Raw genomic sequence first — 18588 nt, 5'->3', positions numbered from 1 at the left:
GAGCTATGACAAAGTCTGTCACAGCTCCTTTTATTTTATTTCAATAATTCTCGCAAAGTTGGCATATCGTGAACTTGGTATTTTTCTTTGAAGGCATTGATTTGTTCTGCTGAGAATTTTTCTGGCTCTAATTCTAAAGCTTCGACTGGCAAGGGACGTTCGTCTTTGATTTTGACATCGATTACGACCGGCCGTTTGCTTGCTTTAGCAGCAGTGAACGCAGGTTCTAATTGACTGTATTCAGTGATCGTGAAGCCATCAGCACCTAGCGCTTCACCGACTTTACCAAAATCTGCTTCTTCTAAAAAGACACCGAATTTTTGTTGTTCTGTATCTTCTTGTTCAGCTTCGATAAAACCAAAAGCATTGTTAGAAAAAACAACGTTGATGATTGGCAAATCATATTTTACTTGTGTGATGATATCTTGCATTTGCATTGCAAAGCCGCCATCGCCGCTGAATGTAAAGACTTGTTTGTTTGGATAACTCAATTGAGCGGCAATTCCGCCAGGGACACCATTGCCCATCGTCGCAAACCAGCCGGAAGTAGTAAATTGCTGTTCACCATTCATTTCTAAGTGGCGGATCGCATTCAAAGTAACATTTCCAACATCGGCAACATAGACGGCATCTTGTTCAGCGATACGATTGATTTCTTTAAAGACTGGTTCTACACGTAATGGCGTCGAATCGTCATTGTAGAAGCTCTTGCGCCAAGTGTGCCAGTTACGGATATTTGCTTGATTGGCTTTCAACCAGTCGTCTGCTGGGCGGGCTTTTCCAAGTTCGACCCATCTACGAAGCGCCGTTGCGCCATCACCTAAAACAGAGTAATCGACATGATGGCGCCGGCCAAATTTCGCTGCATCGATATCGACTTGGATAAATTTCGCAGCGGGATTAAAGAAGTAACGTCCAAATGGAAAATCGCTGCCGACAAATAGGATCAAGTCTGCTTCAGCTAACGCCTCGTTTGCGGGTTTAGTTGCTACCCGTGCCGCAAAGCCTAAAAAATTTTCATATAAATCTGGAACGATCCCTTTACCTAAGACGGCTGATGCAACTGGCATTGAAAAATGTTCAGCGAATGCTTTAATCGCATCAAATCCACCGTGAACACCTTGACCGATGTAAAGTACCGGTTGTTTAGCCGCTTCGATTAATGGCAGTGCCGCTTTTAAATCTGCTTCAGCTGGAAGAAGTACGCCGGTCTTATGATTTTTTGCAGTCGCGATCTCAACTTTTTCAATTTCTTCAAAACCAAAATCAACAGGGATAGTAACAACGGCGACCCCATTTTGTTGATAGGCTGCTTTGATTGCTTCATCGATTACATGCGGCAAACTTTCAGGAGTCATCACTGTTCGATTGTATACACTGACATCTGCGAACATCGGATTTTCATTCAACTCTTGAAAAGCATTGTAGTTCATCGAAGTAGAAGGAACTTGTCCTAACAAAGCTAAAAGAGGGACATGATCCATCTGTGCATCATAAAGTCCATTAATCAAATGACTAGCCCCCGGTCCCGCAGAACCAAAGACCGCTCCGACTTTACCAGTCAATTTTGCATCTGCTGCTGCTGCAAGTGCACCAGCTTCTTCATGACGAACTTGGATGTATTTGATTGATTCACGTTCTTTATAAAGCGCATCCATTGTTGAATTGAAAGAACCGCCAGGAATTCCATAAATATGATCGATTCCCCAAGCTTCTAAAACTTTGACCATTGCAACGCCTGCATTAATTTCTGACATTTTCTTCACTCACTTTCTTTTTGTAAGTTTCTTATTAAAAATTATAACGTGTCTTAAAAAAACCGGCAAAGAAAGTGTCTCGGGAGAAAAAGTTTACAGGTATACCTAAAATATGATAAAGTTAGTACGAACAAAACGGTTTCAAAAGGATAGTTAGTTGTTTTTTTTAATTATTTTCAAATAATCAAAAGAGCGACTGTTGAAAATTCCTAAACTAAAGGGAATGCGTGATCTATTTCAAAAAGTGTCATGGAATCATCAGATCAAATTTTTTGTAATAATTAGATAGCAGAATAATAAAAAGTAGGAGGACGTTATGATTGGGTGGTTATTAGGTTTAGCGGCTTGGCAGCAGGCACTGGTAGGAACACTGTTTACTTGGGGGATGACGGCATTAGGTGCCGCGTTAGTCTTCTTCTTTAAGAATATCAATCGGAATGTATTAAATTTGATGTTAGGTTTTGCATCGGGCGTAATGATCGCAGCCAGCTTTTGGTCATTGTTAGACCCAGCGATCGCAGCTGCAGAAGAGAATGGTTCAATTCCGTGGCTGGTAGTTAGTTTAGGCTTTGGATTAGGAGGATTGTTTTTATACATCGCGGATAAAACGATTCCCCATATGCACTTTGGACCGAATAAGGAAAAAGAAGGCTTGCCGAGTCATTTGAAACGGACGATTTTGTTGGTATTTTCGATCACCTTGCACAATATTCCAGAAGGGTTGGCAGTCGGAGTAGCTTTTGGAGCTGCAAGCGAAGCAGCGAATCCAGCGGTGGCGGTTTTAGCAGCAATCTCTGTTTCATTGGGGATCGGGATCCAAAATTTCCCAGAAGGTGCCGCAGTTTCGATTCCTTTGCGACAAGAAGGCTTGAGCCGAACAAAGTCCTTCCTTTATGGACAAGCATCCGGTCTAGTAGAGCCAATCGCAGCTGTGATCGGGGCGCTGCTAGTAACTAGTGTCGAACCGCTCTTGCCGTATGCACTATCGTTTGCCGCAGGTGCTATGATCTACGTTGTAGTGGAAGAGTTGATCCCAGAAGCCCAAGCAACAACAGACAGCAAGCATCATTTCGGTGTGTTTGGTGCGATGACTGGTTTTATTATTATGATGATCCTAGATGTTGCGTTAGGATAGCAACGTCCAATTAGCTGGAAGTCTTGATAAAAAAGGTTTCCAGCTTTTTTTGTTTAACAATAGAAATCTAAGACAGCTAAAACCCAATGGATCAATCAAATTTTTCTTTTTTTAAAAAATCGTTTCTCGATATAAAAAAAGGGTGCCAGTCACCGAAGCAACTGGCAAAATGAAAAAGATTATTTGGGATGAACATAATATAATAGCCGAAGCTTAATTGAAGCTTAAATGGATCTGAATAAACTGAATCTCAGATAAATAGCAAAAAAATCGTAGATAAAATCAGTAAAAAGCTGATTTTCTACGATTTTTGACTGCTTAATAAGTCCGCCCGCGGCGTTTAGTTAACCAGTTAACCAAGAAATAGGCTGCGGCTAACGGAATAGCAACCTTAAAGAATAATTTGATCAAACCAGCGAGTACTGGACCAACAATACTTAAAATCAAGCTACCAACTAAAAAGAAGCCGATAACAGCTAAAATTCGGACAACTAGAGGATAATCTTTCATCATTTTAAATTCCTTCTTTCCATTTGTTTAACTGAATCTAGTTTAGCAAATTAAGTTTTGATTTACGTCCAACTTAAGACGTATTTATGATCAGATTTCTCTTGATTCAAAGTGAAACATCAACCGCTTTGAATAATGAGAAACGACTGATAATCGCCCGATAGTGCAGTATTATCCTTGATATTTTGTGATTTTTTTTGTTTAATAGAAGCCATAGAGGGAACTTATTTTTTGTTAGTAACTGTAGGAGAAAAAAGTTAGGAGAAAAAAATGTCAAAATCACGAATAGAGGCGTTTACCGATGCGGTCATTGCGATCATTATGACTTTGCTCGTCTTGGAATTGCATGAGCCTGCTTCAGCTGAATGGTCAGCTTTTTTTGTTATGAAACATAAGTTTATTGTCTATCTAATTAGTTTTGTTAGTTTGGCGATTTATTGGAACAATCATCACCATCTCTTTCAAGTAGTAAAAAAAGTAGATGGCTGGGTATTATGGGCCAATAATTTTTTGATTTTGATGATGACCTTGTTTCCGTATGCGACGGCTTGGGTCGGCAACTATCCCTTTGATTGGGCGCCGCAAGCTTTGTACGGACTAATTATTCTAGGGACCGATTTTGCTTATTATTTACTAGTCCGAGCATTGGTTCGCGCGAATGGAAAAGATTCTCAGATTGGTCAGATGTTCAGACATTATCCCAAATTATATTTAACCATCGGTTTAGCCATCGTGGCGTTGATTTTAGGCAAGTTGATCGCCCCAATCGCGGTGTTGATTGTCAATGTTTTGATTTTATTGATGTGGTTTATTCCAGAAAAAGCAATTGAGAATATATTATAAAACGGCTAGTGTTGCAAAAAATTAATTAACACATGGAATGCTTGAACGCTCCTTGAAGCGCAAAAAAGGTTGTGAGAAATCACAGCTTTTTTGTTTGGGAAAATTTAGAAGGAGTCAAAGTGCGAAGCAATAGAACAGGTCAGCAGAAGTCTTTTTGCTAGAAGGCTACCCACTTTTTGAGATCTATGGTAGAGTTTAAGCAAATACTTGCATGGAGGAACAGTATGTTAGCAGCGATTATTTTCGATATGGACGGCGTATTAGTCGATTCAGAATATACGTATTTTCAAAGCAAATCACAGATTTTAAAAGAAGCGGGTCATGAAGTGGCGGAGAGTTACCATTTTCAATTTATGGGCACAACTGGAGAATATATGTGGGAGCAGATGAAACAAGAATTTTCATTGCCTTTATCCGTACCAGAATATGTTCAGCAAATGACATCTTTGCGCCAAGCGATGATTGAACGCGACGGTATCAGAGTCATTCCATATGTACAGGATTTTGTTAAACGATTGCATGAAAGCGGATTAAAATTAGCGGTGGCGTCATCCTCTTCATTAGCAGAGATCAAAACAAATTTAGCAGCGCTCGGGTTGACTGACTATTTTTCAGAAGTCGTCAGTACCGAAGAAGTGGCGCATTCAAAACCAGCGCCGGATGTCTATTTAGCGGCCGCTAAACGGTTGGGAGTAGATCCTAAAAATTGTTTGGGAATTGAAGATACGAAAAACGGTACAGGTGCTGTTTCTAATGCTGGAATGGTTTGTGTCGGCTTTGCCAATCCAGCTTTTCCTAAGCAAGATTTAGCTTTTGCAGATCAAATCATAACGACTTTTGCTGAATTGGATGCTAAAAAGCTTAATACTATTTATCAGAAAGGAAGAGAGCCGCATGCCTAAAGCAGCAATTTCCAGTAGAGCATTTTTAGTTGATGGCGGATGCAACGCTTGTAAGATGCAGAATACAGAGACATTCACTATTCATTTTGAAGATCATTTGTCTGAAGTATTGGATAATTTTGATGTTCCATCACTTGTTCAAACATTGGTCCAGAAAAATGGTTGGCGGGAGGCGGTCATTCCGACAGGGATTGGTGAAGAGACAATCGTTTTGAAAAAAGGCAACGACGTGATTGAACCTAAACCGCTTGGGGACCAAATCATTTATCAAACAGCCTCACAACGGATTCAAACCCAAAAAAATTTTGATGACAATGACCAATTGTTTGATCAAGTCAATCAAATTTTAGCAAGGCTGTTCAAAATCGACCCTTACGAAATCAGAATAGCAGTTGATTAGTGAGCGTACCTTTTATTGAAAGGAGTTGTGACTTCTTGTCACAGCTCCTTTTTGCTGTGCTAGATTGTAAAACTTTACTGCCGATAACCTTAGCAAAGTTTCCATTAGGTAAATAGATAAGCGAACTCATTTTAGTTTCTAATGGAGTAAGCCTATTTTTTGCTTTTTAATGAAAGCGTATTCTATGATGAGAAGATAGGAGGGATGGAAACTATGGAAAGACAATTCGATAAGCAGTTTATTGGCGGAAAATGGAAGCAAGGCAATGATTTAGATCATGTGAATGAAGATAAAAATCCGTATACTCAAGAGACGATCATTACGATCCAAGGTGCAAATACCCAAGATGTTGATGAAGCCTATCAGGCCGCTCAAAAAGCGCAAAAAGAATGGATCGCCAAAACACCTCAAGAACGCCGACAAGTGATAAAAAAAGCGGCAGATTTAATTGAAGAACAGCAAGCTGAAATTATGGAATGGTTAGTCAAAGAGGGCGGAGCTACAAAAATAAAAGCCGGACTTGAAATCAATTTGGCGAAAGGCATCACCGAAGAAGCAGCTAGTTTTCCATTGAGAATCGAGAGCCGAATCTTGCCAGCAAGTACTGGTGAAGAAAGTTTTGTGATGCGCCGCCCAGTCGGTGTCGTTGGAATCATCAGTCCCTGGAATTTTCCTTTTCATTTGACCATGCGTTCATTGGCGCCTGCACTTGCTGCGGGAAACGGTGTAGTCATCAAACCAGCAAGCGACAGTCCGGTGACCGGTGGTCTGCTGCCAGCAAAAATTTTTGAAGCAGCCGGTGTTCCCAAAGGTTTAGTGAATGTGACGATCGGCAGCGGCAGCGAGATCGGGGATTATTTTGTCAGCCATCCCATTCCCACCTTCATTTCCTTTACCGGATCAACACCAGTCGGTAAAAATATTGCCCGTCATGCGCTGAGCGGAAAAAGGATTAAACAAGTAGCCTTGGAATTAGGCGGGAATTCCCCATTTATCGTATTGGCAGACGCTGATCTCGATGAAGCTGCCCATGCGCTGGTCGTCAGCAAATTTATGCATTCCGGTCAAATTTGTATGGCCGCTAATCGCGCCATCGTAGTTGAAGCGGTTTTTGATGCGTTTGTCGAAAAAGTAGTCGAACGAGTGAAAAAATTAGTTGTCGGTGATCCTGCCGATAAGCAGACAATCATCGGTCCGATCATCAATCAAAAACAAACCGACCATATCGAAGAAATCATCCAACAGGCACGATCATCTAAGGCGAAATTTTTAATAGAAGGAACAATCAAAGAACAGATTGTCGAGCCGTTCGTTTTAGTTTCAGAAGATCCTGCCCTAGCAGTTTTTCATGAGGAAATTTTCGGTCCAGTTCTACCAATTTTAAAAGTAAAAGACACAGCTGCCGCGATTGCAGCAGCAAATGATACAGATTATGGGTTATCCAGCGCACTATTTACCAGGGATTTAACTCACGGTAGGATGTTAGCCAATGAGTTAGAATCCGGCATGTGCCACATCAATGGATTAACTGTTGCGGATGAGCCGAACGCACCGTTTGGCGGTGAAAAAAATTCTGGGATCGGACGTTTCAACGGCGAGTGGGTATTAGAAGAATTTACTCGTGTTCAATGGGTGACAACCAAAACTGGAAAAAAACAGTACCCCTTTTAAATTATCATTGAAAAAAGTATCAAAGAAATCATGACGAAAAAAGAGACTGAAGGATGAGAATTCGTCCATTTCAGTCTCTTTTTTAGATTATTTAGCGTTTAGACCTAGGCTAAAGCTATTTTAACTGTAAAAATGAGAAAGTCTCGCTTACATAAAAAACAGACAAACAATGAGACTCTTGATAGAATGGGGAGAAAATAAGAGAATCAAGTTGCATAATACGTAGTAAAAAATAGGAATTGGACGACTGATTCGTGCTATTATTTAAGCGTTTCTTATTTTCGCTTATTTTTTTTGTAAAAAAATAAGGTTTATCAGTACCAGGTTAAATAAAGAACACTGAATTAATGGTGAACAAATATGATGGAAATGTAAGCGTTTTTCATTTAAATTTAAGGATGTAAAGAGGGATAAGGATGAACTTAGAAGAACGAACCAATCAGATTTTTGTTGAGTTAATCAACAATCCACAGATCACTAGCAAAACATTGTGCGAGAAATTCGACTTGACGCGCGGGCAATTGAATTATGCGTTGAAGAAAATCAATGATTCTTTGCTAGATGAAAAGTTGAGTGAGATCAAACGAACAAAAAATGGTCACTTTCTCATCGCAAATGAGATTCTCTCAAATTATAAAGGTGGTGGTGAACAGCTCGGAGAATCAACAGAAAATTATGTTTTTTCTGGGAAAGAACGAGCAGCCATAATTGAATTGATGTTACTTAGCAAAGAAGATTATATATCGCTGAATCATTTTATTGATGAATTGAACGTTAGCCGCAACACTGTACTGCGGGATTTGAAAGAAGTCACTCAGCAGTTGCAGAAAAATCAATTGGTTTTGAAATACACCCGTCAAAAAGGGTATTTCATTCAAGGAGATGAGTGGAACAAACGCAATGTTCTTTCCAATTTATTAAATAATTTGGCGGCGATGTACAATGGGATCAATTTTATCGGTCAATTTGCCAATATTGATCCGCAACAGATCGAAGTCTTTCGCAAGCGAGTGGAGTTAGTAGAAGAAGAGTTGAAAGTCCAATTTACGGACGAACGATTAAGAACCTTACCGCTATTGATTATTTTAGTGATTCGTCGGGCGCAAAAAGGCAAGCTGATCTCGTACAGTTTTAAAGTCAATTATCGCGAACTTGCAGACACGAAAGAATATTTAGCTGCTGATCGGGTCATTTGGGATGTGGATGGTCTAAGTGAAAATGAACGCGTTTACTTGACGATGCTGCTGCTGACGACTAATCTTTCCCGCGGTGATATTTTATCGGTGAAAGAGATCAACAAAATGAAGGAAGCTTTAGAACAAGTCATCGCAAATTTTGAACAAATCGCTAGTGTCAGCTTAGAGGAAAAAGAAAAATTATTGGAGCGATTGCTTGTCCATATGCGGCCAGCTTACTATCGCATCAAATATCACTTGAATCTGCAGACACAGTATTATCAAGAAAATAAAGATGCTAATTTATTTTCACTATTTTATTTAGTCAAGGAAGCTAGCGGACCGTTGGAGATTTATTTTGGACAATCAGTTCCAGATGCGGAATTATTTTTTATTTCGTTGTTCATCGGCAGTCATATCGTGGAAAGCTCAGAAATCGTCCATCCGGAAAATCGAAAAAAAGCAATTGTCGTTTGTCCGAATGGAATCTCGATCACCGTTTTATTGGAAAACACATTGAAAAACTTATTGCCGGAAATTGATTTTGTCACATCGATGTCAGCACGTGAATTTTATCGGACCGATTATGATGTGGACTTTATTTTCTCGGCAGTTCCGCTAAAAACGGAAAAGAAAATTTTTGTCGTAAACAATTTTTTGTCAGAACAAGAAAAACGGCAATTAAGAGAACGCGTTTTACGTTCCACAGCGATCATTCAAACGGAGATCGTCACACCGGAAAAAATCTTGGCAGTGGTAAAAAAACACGCGGTCATCGCAGACGAAACGAGTTTTTATGACGAATTGCTAAGCCTATTTGCGTCAAAAGAATCTAAAATTCTGGAAAAGAAACGGCCGCATTTGATCGATCTTTTAAAAGGAGAAACGATCCAAATTTTTGAAGAAGCGATCAGCTGGCCAGATGTTTTAGAAGCGCTGGCACAACCGTTGGAACGGCAACAAGTCATCACAACTGATTATGTACAGACGCTGAAAAAAGAAATGCCGTTACCGCCAGCCTATACCGTTTTACGTCATAAAATCGCATTGCCTCATACAGTAGCTGAAGCTGGGGCAATCGGTGTAGGAATCAGTTTAGGACTGGTGAAAAAAGGGATTCTCACGGAGGATGGCAAAAAAATCCATACAGTAATTTTGCTCGCTTCAAACGATAAAGAAGAACACTTAGATTTGATTTTTGAAATGATGAGTTTGGCAGGCGCCGATGAATTGGCACAATTAGAGAAAGCAACAACGAAAGAAGAAATTCGGGAATCGCTGATTGATTTCAACGATGAATATTGGAGGGCAAAATAATGACAGAAGCGACACTAAGTTCCTATGTGAAAGAACCGTTAGTTTTCGCACAAGAGAACTTTTCTTCAAGTGATGAGTTGTTTGAACAAGTTAATCAAAAAGCCTCAGACCTAGGGTGGGTTCGAGAAGACTTTTTAGAACGAATCAAAAAACGGGAAGAAACATTTCCCACTGGTATTCAATTAATGAATTTCGGCGCGGCGGTTCCCCATACTGATGCAGAATGTGTATTGGAAGAATTTGTTGCAGTGGTGACTTTGCAAGACCCAGTAGCTTTCAAAAGCATGGAAGACAACAGCAAGCAAGTAGAAGCTCAGATCGTCTTTGTATTGGGACTGAATCAACCTCATGCGCAATTAGAAATGCTGCAATCGTTGATGGGCTTATTACAAAATGAAACAGTTTTATCAGAATTATTATTAGCGACAACAGCAGCTGAGTTAATCAGCACGATTAAAAACAATCAATTATAAAAAGGGAGAGAACTATTATGAAAACAATTCGCGTATTAGTAGCATGTGGAGCAGGAATCGCAACATCGACAGTAGTAATGAAAAAAGTTGAGGAGTTATTCGCCAAAAATAATTTGCCGGTAGAAATCACACAAATCAAAATTTCAGAAGCAGCCGGAAGACAAGACAGTGCAGACATGTTGATTTCAACAACAATGTTGCCAACACAATACAAAATTCCAGCAATTTCTGCAATGGCATTTTTAACAGGGATTGGAACAGAAAAAGTTGAAAATCAAATCATTGAAGCAGCTAAAGGAATTTAATAACTTTGGACAAGGCGCTAGTTCATGAGTTTCAAAGTACGTTCGTTTTTCTGTAAACGGGTGTCTGATGCTTGGCGACTAGCGCGATTTTCCAATGCTGTTTTATAAGTGACAAAGCTGTGAATACAGATTTTGAATAAGACGAAGTATAGTGCAATAGATGTACGAAAAATGATGTTAATACCATGTAACGACCGTTTGCTGGATAGTTAAACAACAGCAAGGTCTTTGAAAACTAGACTAAAACGAATTGGGAGGAAGGAATTTATGGATGGTTTAATGAATGCAGTACAGAGTGTTTTAGGTGCTGGCGCAAGTGTTATGCTGCCAATCATCATCTTTATTGTTGGGATTATCTTTAGAGTTCCAGTTAAAAAAGCAATTATTTCAGGAATCACTGTAGGTATTGGGATGATCGGGATCAACTTGGTCATCAATGTCTTGACCACAAATGTAGGTCCAGCAGCACAAGCAATGGTTGAACGGTTCGGATTGAACTTGACGATTATTGATGCAGGCTGGCCAGCAGTCTCAGCCGGGACATGGGCGCAACCAATCGCGGCTGTAATGATTCCAGTCATTTTAGTGGTAAATTTGATCATGTTAGCATTGAATCGGACCAAAACACTAAACATCGATATCTGGAACTACTGGCACGTTAGTTCTGTAGCAGCAACTGGTTATATTGTAACAAAAAGCTTTTTCTTTGGCATCTTATGCGGCATCTTATTCACGATTATCATTCAAATCATCGCGGATAAAACAGCACCAAAAGTTCAAGAGTATTACGGATTAGAAGGAATCAGTATTACAACCGGTTCTGCTCAAGGGTATGCTATTTTGGCATTACCAGTTGGCTGGTTAGTCGATAAAATTCCTGGTATCAACAAGTTAGACGTGAAACCAGAAACAATTCAAAAACGTTTTGGTATTTTTGGGGAACCAATGATCATGGGTATTATCATCGGGATGTTCCTTGGTTTATTAGGCGGTTATGACTTTATCGGTATTTTACAAATGGGAATGAACATGGGCGGTGTAATGTTCTTGATGCCGCGGATGGTAAAAATCTTGATGGAAGGTTTGATCCCAATTCAAGAAGGCGCACAAAAATTATTACAAAGCCGTTATGGCGATCGCGAGATCTATCTAGGAATGGATGCAGCTTTAGCAACCGGTTCACCAGCAGCATTATCGACAGGTCTTTTGATGGTACCGATCACATTATTTTTAGCAGTCATTTTACCAGGAAACCGTGTATTACCATTTGGTGATTTAGCAACGATTCCATTCTTCGCAGCTTTAGTTGTACCTAGCCGTAAAGGAAATATCTTGCATTCAGTTATTTCATTGACTGTCGTTATGGCTTTAGCATTATTGATGGCGACTGATTTTTCACCAGTTATTACTGAAATGGCGCAAGGAATCGTAAAATTTCCTGATGGTGCAGCTCAAATCACAAACTTAGACACTGGCGGTAACTTCTTGAAGTGGATCTTCTTGAAATTCTCAGAACTAGTTGCACAAGTGATCTAATCTTTAGCGAATGATTACAAAATCAAAAGGTATTTAAATTAAAAAAAAGTAATCAAAATAATTTTTTCGATAAAAATTATTTTCCTTAATATGAATGAGGAGAGACAGAAATGACGAAAATGATGAAGGGCGTTTCAAAACAAGAACCAGGATATGACAAAATGGCATTTATCGATCTGCCAGTTCCCACAGCGACAGAAGATAAAGTCTTGATCAAAGTTGCTTATACCGGTATTTGCGGTTCAGACATCCACACTTTTAAGGGCGAATATAAAAACCCTACCACACCGGTTGTGCTGGGTCATGAATTTTCCGGCGAAGTTGTGGAAGTCGGCGACAAGGTAACCAAAGTCAAAATTGGTGATCGCGTAACAAGTGAAACTACTTTTTATGTCTGCGGCGAATGTGACTACTGTAAAGAAAAACAATACAACTTATGTCCGCACCGTAAAGGAATCGGGACGCAGCAAAATGGCTCGATGGCAAATTACGTATTGGCACGAGAAGAAAGTATCCATCTACTGCCAGACCATTTAAGTTATGAAGGTGCTGCGATGAGTGAACCATTGGCTTGTTGTGTCCATGCGATGTATCAAAAAAGCCATCTAGAATTAAAAGATACGATCATTATCATGGGACCTGGCCCAATCGGCTTATTCCTGTTACAAATCGCTAAAGAAATCGGTGCTTTTGTCATCATGACAGGGATCACAAAAGATGCCCATCGCTTAGCTTTGGCTAAAAAACTTGGCGCAGATATCGTAGTCGACACAATGAAAGAAGACTTAGCAGCAATCGTCAATGAAGTAACCGATGGCTACGGGGTTGATAAAGTGTACGATGCATCAGGAGCGGTACCAGCAGTTAATGCCAGCTTGCCATTGCTCCGCAAACAAGGACAATTCGTCCAAGTTGGTCTGTTTGCTAATAAAATGGTGGACTTAGATACTGAATCGATTATCCAACGAGAAATTGAATACATCGGCAGCCGGTCACAAAATCCTTACGATTGGCCAATCGCGATCCATCTATTAGCCAAAGGTGCGATCAATATCGATGAAATGATCACGAAAAAATACCCATTAACAGAATGGCGCGAAGCCTTTGACAAAGTAATGGAAGGCAATGAGATCAAAGTAATGATCGAATCCAATCCCGGAGAATTCTAATTAAATCAAGAAAGCTATACCAGAAATTCTGGTATAGCTTTTTTTTTTTCACAAATTAGTCTCTCTTTTTTTTTGCTGATAAAAAAAAGAGTGTATTAATCATTTGCGGAAAGCGCTTTATACTCAGTTTGTAAATAAGAGGAGGGAACAATGGATGTCAGATTGGTTAGACATTGTAGGAAAGAAAGTAATCGTAACAGGAGGTTCTTCAGGGATTGGCGCAAGTATCATTGATGAATTACTGGAACAAGATGTAACGGTAGCGAATTTTGATCTGCAAGAAGGAAAGCAGGCGCATGAAAATCTGCACTTTTATCAAACAGATATTTCTAATCGTCAGCAAGTGGAAGAAAACGTGGCACAAGTTATGAAAGATTTTGGTCAGATTGATGGATTAGTGAACAATGCGGGAATCAATGTGCCGCGGTTATTAGTAGATCCAACTGATCCTCATGGAGAATTTGAATTGTCAGATGCAGTCTTTGATAAGATTATAGCCATCAATCAAAAAGGTGTATTTTTAATGACGCAAGCTGTTGTACGCAATATGGTGGGAAGAAGTGAAGGTGTCATCATCAATATGTCATCTGAAAGCGGGCTTGAAGGTTCAGAAGGTCAGAGTCCATATGCTGCAACAAAAGCGGCAGTTAATAGTTATACGCGTTCATGGGCAAAAGAATTAGGCAAAAAAGGAATTCGTGTAGTAGGAATTGCTCCAGGCATTATGGAAGAAACAGGCTTGCGAACGGTGAAATATGAAACGGCATTAGCTTATACTCGCGGAATCAGTGTCGATGATTTGCGAAAAAATTATAGCAAGACAACCACCATCCCGTTAGGCCGCAGTGGAAAACTCAGTGAAGTTGCCGATTTGGTATGCTATTATCTATCTGACCGGTCTAGTTACATTACCGGTATTACAACCAATGTTGCTGGAGGAAAAACTCGCGGATAAACAGAAGGTGGGGTAACAAGATGGCATTAATTAACCGCTGGTATCAATTACTGCAACATTTTATTACTCAAGATTATTTGAGTTTGGGTGAATTGCAGAAAATAACTGGTACGAGTGCTCAAACCACCAAAAAAACAATTCAATTATTAAACGATCAGATGGAACGTACGGCAATTGTTGAAGAAAATAACACTATTTATTCATTGAAAATAATCGACTCTCAACAATTTTCAGAGATCATGAATGGAAGTTTAAAACAACAAACAGATTTCAATTCAAGTACGAAGCGAATGGCTGTTTTGATTGATTGTTTTATGAACCAAACAGACTATATCGTGATTGATGATTTATCTGAAATTCTAGGAGTCAGTCGGTCAACAGTGAATAAAGACTTAAATCATCTGAAAAAAATCATGAAAAATTATCAAGTCTCTTTAATTGGTACACCTAATAAAGGACTGTTGATGGAAGGAGCAGAAGCACAACTACGCCTATTGTATTTGCATCATGCTTATGATTACTTGAAACAGTCGAGCTTGAGTGAGGAATTATTGCAGCAAATCGATTCGATCGCGTTGGATAAAAAATTAGATTTCCGAACGTTAGGTTTGATGAAAAAAACGATCATTTTAACTATTCAACGGATTCGTTCAGGCAATGCTCTTACACAAAAAGTCCCTCATTATATCAATTATTTTGAAGGCGACTCGCTGTTAGAAGACTTGTTTGTCAGTTTGGCGACAGAATATAGTTTGACGATTAGTCAATTTGATTTTGACTTTCTATGTTTTCCACTGAATATTTTTAACAATAATTTGGTGCTTGAAACGAAAGCTGATAATGCTGAAGTGAAAAAATTATTTCAATTCATGATGGATCAGATCGATGCTGCGGTCATTATTAATTTGGATCAAGCAGAATTGTTCATTAATCTGCGCACTCATTTCATGTTTTTAATCAATCGGTTGATTTTTCAAGTGGAAACGTATGATATCTTTCACGAGGAATTCAAGCAAAAACATGCTTTTGCTCATGAACTGGCAGAATTAGGAATCAATGCTTTGGCACAATTTTTACAAAAGCCAAAGCAAATTTCAGAGATCTCTTACTTGGCGATCTATTTTGAACTCGCATTAAAATCTGATAATCAGACAAAGATGAAAGAAATCGCCGTCGTCTGCAACACAGGCAAAGGAACAGCATTGATGATCAAACGTCAACTAGAGACCGTCCTAGGTCCCAACATTCGAATCTCGCATTATTCTGAAGAAGAATATGAGACCAAGGACCTGGATCGTTATTTTGCAGTTTTTACCACGGTTCCATTGAAGCATACAAAGGCGACGACCGTAGTGATCAAGTTGACGGATTTGTTCAACGAAAATTGGCTGCTGAGTGAGTGGAAACGGATCGTTGCGACGAAAGCGGCTATTTTTGATCATATTCAGATGGACTTCATACAATTGGAAAAACAACGTTCTTATGAAGAAAATCTAACGATGATGTTAGACAAATTGATGGTCAAACAGAAGGTTGATGAGACATTTAGAAGTTATATTTTAGAAAAAGCTAAAGAAGAATCTGCCGTAATCGGCAATGGAATTGCTTTTCCTCACGGAATCAATCATCAGATCGAAGAGATTTTAGTAATGATTGGAACCTATGCAGAAGGCTCTTCTTTGGAAGATATTGAATTAGTTTTTTTAGTGGCAATTCCAGAAAATTTAACACTCGCTATGGAAAAAGAATTATTGAGTTTTTATGATACGATTTTTGTCATTTCAGCGAATGATACGCTGCGAAAAGAAGTCAAACGAATCAATAATAAAGAAGATTACTGTCAGTTGATGGTGGAAGGAGACGGAGTCAAATGAACATCATCGTTTTAGGAGTCATTGCTATTATTGCTTACATTTTTCAGATTTTGTTAGGAATGAAGCAAATTAAGAATTTTAACACAGTCTATATCAGGATGAAACGTAAAGGAAAAGTGGCGATTGGCCGCCGACCTGGAAAAATTGCTTCGGGAACGATTTTATTATTAGGTGTTTCAGATGAGGGGGTCATTCAAGAAGCAGAGATGATGCAAGGAATCTCCGTAGTGGCTCGGTTCAAAGCACGTCCCCAATTTGTCGGGATCGATATCCATCAATTAATGGAGTCAACAATCTTAGCAAAGGAAAATAAATTAACGCGACAAGCAGCAGAAAATGCACAAAAGGTCTATTTAGCAGTTGAAAAAGGAAATTATCAAGAAACGAAACCTGTTTCTCCATTGATGAATTTAGGGACTCAGCTATCGTTGATGAAACATTCGATTCAAACAAAATTCACTAAAGGACGTGTATAAGAATGGATTACATTACAAAATTTGCGGAAGGATTTATGAGTCTCTTCCAAACTGGAGCAGAAACTTTTATTAGCTGGATGACGGGGATTGTTCCCGTTGTTTTGATGTTGATGGTTGCCATGAACACATTGATTGCCTTTTTAGGAGAAGAACGTGTAACGAAAATAGCGAAAGCGTCTTCAAAAAATCCATTTACGCGCTATTTAATTTTGCCATTTGTTTCCGCTTTTATGTTAGGAAATCCAATGTCTTTCACTATGGCGCGCTTTTTACCAGAATATTACAAACCAAGTTATTATGCTTCTCAAGCGCAATTTTGTCATACAAGTAACGGTGTTTTCCCTCATATCAATCCCGGCGAATTATTTGTTTGGATGGGGATTGCCCAAGGGATTACTCAACTAGGTCTAAACTCGATGGAACTAGCCATTCGCTATATGTTCGTTGGGATCGTAATGAACTTTATCGGCGGCTGGGTAACAGACTTCACGACGGCATTTGTTTGCAAACAGCAAGGAATCGAACTAAGCAAAGAAGTTAAATTAGTCGACTAGCACGATCTATGACGTTGTATCCAAGATAAAAAGTAGAGAAGAATCTATTAGGAGGAACAAACATGGCTTATAATAGTATTAAAGTAGTGAAGGGAAATGGCGGATTCGGCGGCCCTTTAGTAATCACACCAACTGAAGAAAAACATAAATTTATCTATGTAACCGGCGGCGGTGAAAAACCGGCGATCGTAGATAAAATTGCTGAGTTAACGGGTATGGAATCTGTTAATGGATTCAAAACATCTATTCCTGATGATGAAATCGCTTTAGCAATCATCGACTGTGGCGGAACATTACGTTGTGGAATCTATCCAAAGAAAAATATTCCAACGATCAATATCGTCCCTACTGGAAAAAGCGGTCCGTTAGCACAATATATTACTGAAGATATTTATGTTTCCGCAGTAGGTCCCAATCAAATCACATTGACTGAAGAAGGTGCAACCCTTCACGCAACGGAAGAACCCGCTGAAAAGAAATACAAATATTCAACTGACAAAAAAATTACGGAACAACGAGCAGAACAGCAAAGTTTTATCGCTAAAATCGGGATGGGTGCAGGGAAAGTTGTAGCAACCTTCAATCAATCTGCACGTGAAGGCGTACAGACAATGATTAACACTGTGATTCCGTTCATGGCTTTTGTTTCATTATTGATTGGGATCATTCAAGGTTCTGGGATTGGGACAGTTTTTGCTAATTTAATGAAACCACTGGCAGGAAATGTTTTTGGATTGATTATTATTGGTTTCATCTGTTCATTGCCATTCTTATCCCCATTGTTAGGACCTGGGGCGGTTATCAGCCAAATTTTAGGAACTTTAATCGGGGTTGAGATCGGAAAAGGAAATATCCCGCCACAATTAGCATTGCCAGCATTGTTTGCGATCAACACGCAAAATGCCTGTGACTTTATCCCAGTTGGTTTAGGATTAGAAGAAGCCGAAGCTGAAACAGTTGAAGTTGGGGTACCATCCGTTTTGTATTCCCGCTTCTTAAATGGGGTACCAAGAGTAATTGTTGCTTGGTTAGCAAGTTTTGGATTATATAGTTAAAAATGTTTGGAGAGATGAAGGATGATTTTTGAGACACATGTTACGCACATTGGACCTGAAGCAGAGATGTTTCGACAAGAAAAAATGTTGATTCTTTTTGGGAATGACGCACCGGAAACATTAGCAGATTACTGTTACAATATCCAGTTGTCGCCATCGACCGATGAGATTATCGCAGGAATGGAATTTTTCTTTGACGATCAAAGCTACAAAATCACCGCAGTCGGAGACGTGGTAAAGAAAAATTTAGATGACTTAGGCCATATCACTTTACGCTTCGATGGATCAGAAACGGCGGAACTTCCGGGTACACTCTATGTGGAAGACAAAGAACTACCGACCATTACCATTGGCACAAAAATTATGATTAAATAAGAACACTCACCGAAAAGTTGCATTTGACTTGTTTAAATGTAAACTTTTAGGTGGGTGTTTTTTTCTTGCTAAACTAGGTTTTCTTGCCGATAGCGAAAGAAAAAGA

At 39.3% G+C, this 18588-nt stretch carries 18 protein-coding genes; 16 read left to right on the top strand and 2 right to left on the bottom strand.

From position 1 onward, the window contains the following. Positions 1-35 precede the first annotated feature (35 nt). A complete protein-coding gene (gene spxB / locus FFM68_RS07995; protein ID WP_137618851.1) occupies positions 36-1757 on the bottom strand; it encodes a pyruvate oxidase in 1722 nt (573 codons plus the stop codon). 316 nt (positions 1758-2073) lie between these two features. On the opposite strand from spxB, the gene FFM68_RS07990 reads away from it, so the two are divergent. Next, positions 2074-2892, top strand: a complete 819-nt coding sequence (locus tag FFM68_RS07990; protein WP_137609018.1) for a ZIP family metal transporter — start codon at positions 2074-2076, stop codon at positions 2890-2892. A gap of 318 nt (positions 2893-3210) precedes the next feature. Here the strand turns inward: FFM68_RS07990 and FFM68_RS07985 are convergent, their stop codons facing one another. Beyond that, on the bottom strand, positions 3211-3405 hold the full coding sequence (locus FFM68_RS07985; RefSeq protein ID WP_137618850.1) for a hypothetical protein: 195 nt from the start codon (positions 3403-3405) through the stop codon (positions 3211-3213). A 267-nt stretch (positions 3406-3672) separates the two neighbouring features. Here FFM68_RS07985 and FFM68_RS07980 point away from each other — a divergent pair, with 267 nt between their 5' ends. The 15 genes from FFM68_RS07980 to FFM68_RS07910 all read left to right on the top strand — a co-directional run bounded on the left by FFM68_RS07980 (position 3673) and on the right by FFM68_RS07910 (position 18482). After that, positions 3673-4245: a TMEM175 family protein gene (locus tag FFM68_RS07980; protein WP_137618849.1), complete on the top strand. Its 573-nt coding sequence runs from the start codon at positions 3673-3675 to the stop codon at positions 4243-4245. Between the two features lie 224 nt (positions 4246-4469). Then, positions 4470-5147: an HAD family hydrolase gene (locus tag FFM68_RS07975; RefSeq protein ID WP_137618848.1), complete on the top strand. Its 678-nt coding sequence runs from the start codon at positions 4470-4472 to the stop codon at positions 5145-5147. Then, positions 5140-5547, top strand: a complete 408-nt coding sequence (locus FFM68_RS07970) for a DUF4809 family protein (RefSeq protein WP_137618847.1) — start codon at positions 5140-5142, stop codon at positions 5545-5547. The genes FFM68_RS07975 and FFM68_RS07970 overlap by 8 nt, the downstream gene beginning before the upstream one ends. Before the next feature lie 213 nt (positions 5548-5760). Next, positions 5761-7218, top strand: a complete 1458-nt coding sequence (locus FFM68_RS07965) for an aldehyde dehydrogenase family protein (protein WP_137618846.1) — start codon at positions 5761-5763, stop codon at positions 7216-7218. A gap of 416 nt (positions 7219-7634) precedes the next feature. Continuing rightward, the gene (locus tag FFM68_RS07960) at positions 7635-9710 is read left to right on the top strand and encodes a BglG family transcription antiterminator (RefSeq protein WP_137618845.1); all 2076 of its coding nucleotides are present in this window, start codon (positions 7635-7637) and stop codon (positions 9708-9710) included. Further along, entirely contained in the window at positions 9710-10183 is a 474-nt protein-coding gene (locus FFM68_RS07955) for a PTS sugar transporter subunit IIA (RefSeq protein WP_137618844.1), read from the top strand. The genes FFM68_RS07960 and FFM68_RS07955 overlap by 1 nt, the downstream gene beginning before the upstream one ends. A gap of 17 nt (positions 10184-10200) precedes the next feature. Next, positions 10201-10488, top strand: coding sequence for a PTS sugar transporter subunit IIB (locus tag FFM68_RS07950; RefSeq protein ID WP_137618843.1), 288 nt, complete (start codon positions 10201-10203; stop codon positions 10486-10488). A gap of 267 nt (positions 10489-10755) precedes the next feature. Then, positions 10756-12024 (top strand): PTS galactitol transporter subunit IIC, encoded by a 1269-nt coding sequence (locus FFM68_RS07945; RefSeq protein ID WP_137618842.1) that lies wholly within the window; start codon positions 10756-10758, stop codon positions 12022-12024. 110 nt (positions 12025-12134) lie between these two features. Continuing rightward, positions 12135-13193, top strand: a complete 1059-nt coding sequence (locus FFM68_RS07940; protein ID WP_137618841.1) for a zinc-binding dehydrogenase — start codon at positions 12135-12137, stop codon at positions 13191-13193. A 154-nt stretch (positions 13194-13347) separates the two neighbouring features. Beyond that, on the top strand, positions 13348-14148 hold the full coding sequence (locus FFM68_RS07935; RefSeq protein WP_137618840.1) for an SDR family oxidoreductase: 801 nt from the start codon (positions 13348-13350) through the stop codon (positions 14146-14148). 20 nt (positions 14149-14168) lie between these two features. Beyond that, the gene (locus FFM68_RS07930) at positions 14169-16022 is read left to right on the top strand and encodes a BglG family transcription antiterminator (protein WP_137618839.1); all 1854 of its coding nucleotides are present in this window, start codon (positions 14169-14171) and stop codon (positions 16020-16022) included. Further along, positions 16019-16498 carry a transcriptional regulator GutM gene (locus tag FFM68_RS07925; protein ID WP_137618838.1) on the top strand — a complete coding sequence of 160 codons (480 nt, stop codon included), beginning with the start codon at positions 16019-16021 and terminating at the stop codon, positions 16496-16498. The genes FFM68_RS07930 and FFM68_RS07925 overlap by 4 nt, the downstream gene beginning before the upstream one ends. Positions 16499-16500: 2 nt before the next feature. Further along, positions 16501-17052: a PTS glucitol/sorbitol transporter subunit IIC gene (srlA, locus tag FFM68_RS07920; protein WP_137609004.1), complete on the top strand. Its 552-nt coding sequence runs from the start codon at positions 16501-16503 to the stop codon at positions 17050-17052. Positions 17053-17114: 62 nt separating this feature from the next. Continuing rightward, positions 17115-18107 (top strand): PTS glucitol/sorbitol transporter subunit IIB, encoded by a 993-nt coding sequence (gene srlE, locus FFM68_RS07915; protein WP_137618837.1) that lies wholly within the window; start codon positions 17115-17117, stop codon positions 18105-18107. 21 nt (positions 18108-18128) lie between these two features. Further along, positions 18129-18482: a PTS glucitol/sorbitol transporter subunit IIA gene (locus FFM68_RS07910; protein ID WP_137618836.1), complete on the top strand. Its 354-nt coding sequence runs from the start codon at positions 18129-18131 to the stop codon at positions 18480-18482. Positions 18483-18588 lie beyond the last annotated feature (106 nt).

Origin of the sequence: Enterococcus xiangfangensis (genome assembly GCF_005405365.1) — a bacterium.
Classification (GTDB): domain Bacteria; phylum Bacillota; class Bacilli; order Lactobacillales; family Enterococcaceae; genus Enterococcus_A; species Enterococcus_A xiangfangensis.
Note: the sequence above shows the minus strand (reverse complement) of the source record. Positions and strands in the feature narration are given on the sequence as shown.